Source organism: Bradyrhizobium sp. 23 (assembly GCF_023073295.1).
Lineage (GTDB): Bacteria > Pseudomonadota > Alphaproteobacteria > Rhizobiales > Xanthobacteraceae > Bradyrhizobium > Bradyrhizobium canariense_D.
In genome coordinates this window covers 239424-245290 of the sequence record NZ_JADPJF010000148.1, presented here as the reverse complement: position 1 = coordinate 245290, position 5867 = coordinate 239424, and the positions used below count along the sequence as shown (strand labels likewise).

The 5867-nt window shown below is 65.7% G+C and carries 6 protein-coding genes; 4 read left to right on the top strand and 2 right to left on the bottom strand.

The window, feature by feature from the left end; genetic code table 11:
* A partial coding sequence (locus IVB32_RS34515) for an amidase family protein (RefSeq protein ID WP_247412837.1) occupies window positions 1-256 on the top strand: 256 nt, incomplete at its 5' end.
* 155 nt (window positions 257-411) lie between these two features.
* On the opposite strand, the gene IVB32_RS34510 is transcribed toward IVB32_RS34515, so the two are convergent.
* Window positions 412-1518, bottom strand: a complete 1107-nt coding sequence (locus IVB32_RS34510; protein ID WP_018457000.1) for an amino acid ABC transporter permease — start codon at window positions 1516-1518, stop codon at window positions 412-414.
* A gap of 2 nt (window positions 1519-1520) precedes the next feature.
* Window positions 1521-2708: an ABC transporter permease subunit gene (locus tag IVB32_RS34505; RefSeq protein ID WP_018457001.1), complete on the bottom strand. Its 1188-nt coding sequence runs from the start codon at window positions 2706-2708 to the stop codon at window positions 1521-1523.
* Between the two features lie 86 nt (window positions 2709-2794).
* On the opposite strand from IVB32_RS34505, the gene IVB32_RS34500 reads away from it, so the two are divergent.
* From IVB32_RS34500 to IVB32_RS34490, 3 genes are all read left to right on the top strand, one after another.
* On the top strand, window positions 2795-3667 hold the full coding sequence (locus IVB32_RS34500) for an SIS domain-containing protein (RefSeq protein WP_018457002.1): 873 nt from the start codon (window positions 2795-2797) through the stop codon (window positions 3665-3667).
* 3 nt (window positions 3668-3670) lie between these two features.
* A complete protein-coding gene (locus IVB32_RS34495; RefSeq protein ID WP_018457003.1) occupies window positions 3671-5020 on the top strand; it encodes an aspartate aminotransferase family protein in 1350 nt (449 codons plus the stop codon).
* 12 nt (window positions 5021-5032) lie between these two features.
* Window positions 5033-5867 (top strand): amino acid ABC transporter substrate-binding protein (locus IVB32_RS34490; protein ID WP_247412836.1); only part of this gene is annotated, 835 nt, incomplete at its 3' end.

The following is a 5867-nucleotide window of genomic DNA, read 5'->3' as shown; positions in this document are numbered from 1 at the left end:
CCGTTATGTCGCCGAATGCGCCGGCAAGAAGTTCGACAATTACGTCGAGTGGCTCGGCATCGTCTATGCCATCACGCTCGCCTGCTGTCCCGCGCTGTCGTTGCCGTGCGGCTTCACCGCATCGGGACTTCCGGTCGGCCTGCAGGTCGTCGGGGCTCCGCGCGCGGATGCGCAGGTGATCGCCGGCGCGAAGACGCTGGAGGATATTTTGGGCGTGCGTGGCACGACGCCGATTGATCCGCGGGTGAAGAACTAGGTTCCCGCTCTCGTGCCCCGCACGCGGCGCAGCGCCTCTTCGGCGGTGCGCTGCAGAGCCGGGGCCCAAGTCTCCAGGACTTCCCGTGTATCCCTGGGTCCCGGCTCTGCGGTGCAGCGCTTTGCGCCGCACCTTGTCCGGAACACGCGCGGCCTTCACCTTCCGCTCGTCGCCTCCAGGCTCCGGCTATACCGCGACATCGCGAAGCAGAAGACAAAATAGATCACGGCGACGAAGATGTAGACTTCGACGGAGAATTGCTGCCACGCCGGATCGATGATCGCGGTCTTGGCCGTGGTGAGCAGGTCGAAGATACCGATGATCAGAACGAGGCTGGTGTCCTTGAAGAAGGCGATGAAGGTGTTGACCAGCGGCGGGATGACGTGACGGATCGCCTGCGGCAGGACGATCAGCCGGTTCTTGCGCCAGTAGGACAGGCCGAGCGCCTCGGCGGCCTCGTATTGCCCGCGGGGCACGGCCTGGAGGCCGCCGCGGATGACTTCGGCAAGATAGGCACCCGCGAACAGGATGATCGCGACCTGCGCGCGCAAGAGCTTGTCGATGTTGAATCCGTTCGGCATGAACAGCGGAAACATCACGCTCGCCATGAACAGCAGACTGACCAGCGGCACGCCGCGGATCAGCTCGACATAGAGCACGCTGAGCGAGCGGATCGCCGGCAGTTTTGAGCGCCGGCCTAGTGCGACGAGGATGCCGAGCGGGAAGCCGAAGGCCAGACCAAAGGTCGCCAGGATCAGCGTCACCGGCAAACCACCCCAACGGTCCTGCGAGACGAACGACAGACCGAGTATGCCACCCCACATCAGCATACTGATCAGCGCGAGCGCTCCGATCCAGAGATAGGCCAGTTCGCGTCGCCATAAGGCGCGGCGGCTGGAGAGATAGAACAGGGCGATGAACAGCAGCACCGCCAGTGCCGGCCGCCACTGCTCGTCGAACGGATAGGTGCCAAACAGGATGAAGCGGTATTTTTCGGGGATGATTGCCCAGCATGCACCGAGTCCGCGTACCGCGCGGCAGGCGCTGGAATCGTTCGCCGGGGTGACCCAGACCGCATTGGCGATACCCCATTGCACGAAGCTGAAAAGGCCCTTTGCGAGCACCGCCAGCAACACAACCGAGAGGATGCCGTTCGGGATCGACGAGAACAGATTGGTGCGCAGCCAGCGCAGCACCGGGTTACCAATCTGCGGGCGGCGGGCGGCGCGCGGTGCTTCCGGAATGTCGGCGATCGCCGTCATGGTCAGCGCTCCACCAGCGCGATGCGCGAATTGTACCAGTTCATGAAAAAGCTGATGCCGAGGCTGATGGTGAGAAACACCGCCATGATCAAGGCAATGGCCTCGATCGCCTGCCCGGTCTGGTTCAATGTCGTGTTGGCGATCGAGACCACGTCCTGATAGCCGATCGCCACCGCGAGCGAAGAGTTCTTGGTCAGATTGAGGTACTGGCTCGTCATTGGCGGCACGATGACGCGTAGCGCCTGTGGCAGGATGATCTGCCGCAGCATGAAGCTGCGGCGCAGTCCCAGCGCGTTGGCGGCATCCCACTGGCCGCGCGGCACCGACTGGATGCCGCTGCGCACAATCTCGGCGATGAAGGCCGAGGTGTAGGTGACGAGCGCGATCAGCAGCGCGAAATATTCCGGCGCGAGCGTCAGTCCGCCGACGAAGTTGAAGCCGCGCAACTCAGGCCATTCGATCGTCCAGGCCACGCCCAGCAGCACGGACACCGCCGCAGGCAGCACAACGAGCAAGCCGAGTGCAAAAGGCCAGGCCGGCCGCGGCTTGCCGTCGCGCATTTGCTGCGCGATGAGCCGCCGCCGGATCACATAGAACACGACAAGTCCGAGCACTGCCGTGCCGAGCACCCAAAGCTGCGGCGTCCCGATGGGAATCGCCGGCAGGATCAACCCGCGATTGGACAGGAACACGCCCTCAATCGGCCGCCATGCCGCGCGCGCGGCCGGGAGCGCCTGCATCAGCACGTACCAGAACAGGAGCTGGAGCAGCAGCGGGATGTCGCGGAGCGTCTCGACGTACACCGCGGCGAGCCGCGACAGCAGCCAATTGGCCGACAGCCGCGAGATGCCGATCACCGTGCCCAGGATCGTTGCAAGCACGATTCCGATCACGGCGACGCGCAGGGTATTGGCGATGCCGACGACAAAGGCCCAGAGATATGAGTCCCTCGGATTGTAGGCGAGCAGGCTGTCGGCGATGGGCATGCCGGCCTCACGGCCGAGGAAGGCAAAACCGGTCGTGATGCGGCGCACGGAGAGATTGGTGACCGTGTTGGACCAGAGGAACACGATGACCGCGACTACGATCCCCACCACCAGAACCTGCCAGAACAGGCCTTTCAGCTCGCGCTGCCCGAAGGCGCCGAAGAAGCGACGGCGCGGCGGCGGTCTCGGACCGTCTGACGTCACAGCACAAAAATCCTTCTCAAGACGGCGATTTCCGGCAGCGCACGTCAACTGTTGCACCAAACTCAGCTTCGTGCAACAAATGTTTCATGGCCGAGCCCGCGAAATCCTCGCCACTGAGCGAACTGCGCATTGCATTGCCATCGCTTCCGATGCGGTTGCAGGAGGTCGGGCGTTTCGTCGCAGCCAACGATTACGACGCCACCACGCGTTCGATGCGCGATCTCGCAGCGGTTGCCGGCGCCGATCCCGCCGCGTTCACGCGGCTTGCCAAGGCGATCGGCTATTCGGGTTGGGATGAATTGCGCGCGGCGTTGACGGAGGCGCGGCGGCCCTCGCAGCTAGCGCCTTTCTCCGGCCGCGCCAAGGGCCGCTGCCACGGCCCGAACGCCGATGTCGCGCTCATCACCGACAAGCTGGAGGCCGAGGCCGCCGGCCTTCCGCGCATCCCGGCCCGGCCGATCGCGGAGGCGGCGCGCGCACTCCACCACGCCAAGCGGATCTGGATCACCGGCTACCGAAGCTGCCGCAGCGTCGCGGAATTGCTGAACTACGAGCTCCGGCTGTTTCGTCCCGAACAGGTGCAGCTCGTCGGCGCGTCCGGCCCCGACGATCTCGATATGGGCGCGTTCCGGCCCGGCGAGGCCGTCATCGTCATCGGCTTCATGCCCTACACCCACGCGAGCGTCCGGGTCGCGCAGGCCGCCTATCGCGCCGGCGCGGCCCTGATCGCGATCGCCGATAGCCCATCGGCGCCGATGGCTGAAGGTGCCGACCACGTGCTGCTGTTCGAGGCGGCCTCCTCTCCCGGCTTTTTCCCGAGCCTCACCGGCGCCATCGCGATCGCGCAATCGCTCGCCGCCGTGACGTTTTCGCTCGGCGGCACGGCCGCGAAAAAGCGCCTGGAGAATACCGAGGCCCGGCTGGCCGCGGCTTCAACTTACGTATCAGAGAAAGGTTGACCCATGGCCGCCCGCACCAGCCGCGTGCTGCATCGCTCGCTGCGCGAAACGCCGCCCAAGGCAATCGGCGGCGAAGGCGTCTATCTCTTTGCCGAGGACGGACGCCGCGTGATCGACGCCTCCGGCGGCGCGGCGGTCTCTTGCCTCGGCCACCAGCATCCACGCGTGATCGCAGCGATCACGAAGCAGGCTTCGACCCTCGCTTATGCCCACACAGCCTTCTTCTCGTCGGAGCCGGCGGAGGCGCTTGCCGAGACGCTGGTCGGCCACGAGCCCGGTGGCCTCGCCTACGCCTATTTCGTCAGCGGCGGATCGGAAGCGATCGAGGCCAGCATCAAGCTCGCGCGGCAATTTTTCATCGAACGCGGCGAGCCGCAGCGGCAGCATTTCATCGCTCGGCGCCAGAGCTATCACGGCAACACGCTTGGCGCACTGGCCGCCGGCGGCAACGCCTGGCGGCGTGCGCCCTATGCGCCGCTGCTCTCCGACGCCTTCAGCCATGTGACCCCGGCCTTCGCTTATCACGAGAAGCACGATGGTGAATCGGACGCGCAGTTCGTGGCGCGGCTCGCCGCCGAACTCGAAGCCGAGTTTCAGCGGCTTGGCCCCGACACCGTCGCCGCGTTCCTCGCAGAGCCCGTCGTCGGCGCCACCGCAGGTGCCGTCACGGCGCCGGACGGCTACTTCAGGGCGGTGCGCGAGATCTGCGACCGACACGGCGCGCTGCTCATTCTCGACGAGGTCATGAGCGGCATGGGCCGCACCGGCACCACGCACGCCTGGGAGCAGGAAGGCGTGGCACCCGACATCCAGGCGATCGCCAAGGGTCTCGGCGGCGGCTACCAGCCGATCGGTGCAATGCTCGCGAGCGGCAGGATCATCGACACAATCCGCTCAGGTTCGGGCGCCTTCCTGCACGGCCACACGTATCTGGCGCACCCTCTCGCTTGCGCCGCCGCGCTCGCGGTGCAGGACGTGATCCGCGAGGACGGCCTGCTCGACCGGGTCAAGGAGCGCGGCAAGCAGCTCGAGCAGCGGCTCACCGAGCGCTTCGGCAATCACCGCCATATCGGCGACATCAGGGGCCGCGGCCTGTTCTGGGCCATCGAGCTCGTCGCCGATCGCGCCAGCCGAACCTCGTTTGATCCCGCGCTGAAGCTGAATCAGAAGATCAAGGCGGAGGCCTTCGCCAACGGCCTCGGCTGCTATCCCGGCGGCGGCACCGCAGACGGCATCCGTGGCGACCACGTGCTGCTGGCGCCGCCCTATATCACCTCCGCGGAGGAGATCGATCTGATCGTCGACAAGCTCGGCACGGCCGTCGACAGCGTATTGCGTCGTGTCAATCACTGAGGGGAGAAAAGCATGATGAGGAAAGTGGTTATCATAGCCGGCGTGCTCGCGGCGTCGACGGTGGTGGCGTCGGCGGCAACGCTCGACACGGTGAAGAGCCGCGGCACGCTGATATGCGGCGTCAGCGCCGGTTTCGCCGGCTTCTCCGCACCGGATTCGCAAGGCAACTACAAGGGTCTCGACGTCGATTATTGCCGCGCGCTCGCCGCCGGCGTGCTCGGCGATGCCAGCAAGGTGCGTTACGTCTCGCTGACCGCGCAGAACCGCTTCACCGCGCTCCAGTCCGGCGAGATCGACGTGCTCTACCGCAACTCGACGCAGACCTATCTGCGCGGTGTCACGCTGGGCCTGCGGCAAGGTCCAATCAACTTCTACGACGGTCAGGGCTTTGTCGTGAAGAAAGACCTCGGCGTGAAGGAGATCAAGGACCTCAAGGGCGCCACCGTCTGCGTCGCGCAGGGTACCACGCATGAGGTCACGCTCGGCGATTACGGCCGCGCCAACGGCATCGATTGGAAGCCGTTGGTGTTCGACCGCGTCGACACCATGTACCAGACCTTCTTCGGCGGCCGCTGCGATGCCATGACCCAGGACGCTTCCGCGCTTGCTGGCGCCGTGACGACCGCGGCGCCGAACGCGGCCGACTACGTCGTGCTGCCGCAGACCATCAGCAAGGAGCCGCTCGGCCCCTTCACCCGCAATGGCGACGAGGTCTGGAGCGACATCATCACCTGGCTGCACTACGGCTTGATCGAGGCCGAAGAGCTCGGCGTCACACAAGGCAATGTCGATGAGATGGCGAAGTCGCAGACGCCCGCGATCCAACGCCTGCTCGGTGCCTCCGGCG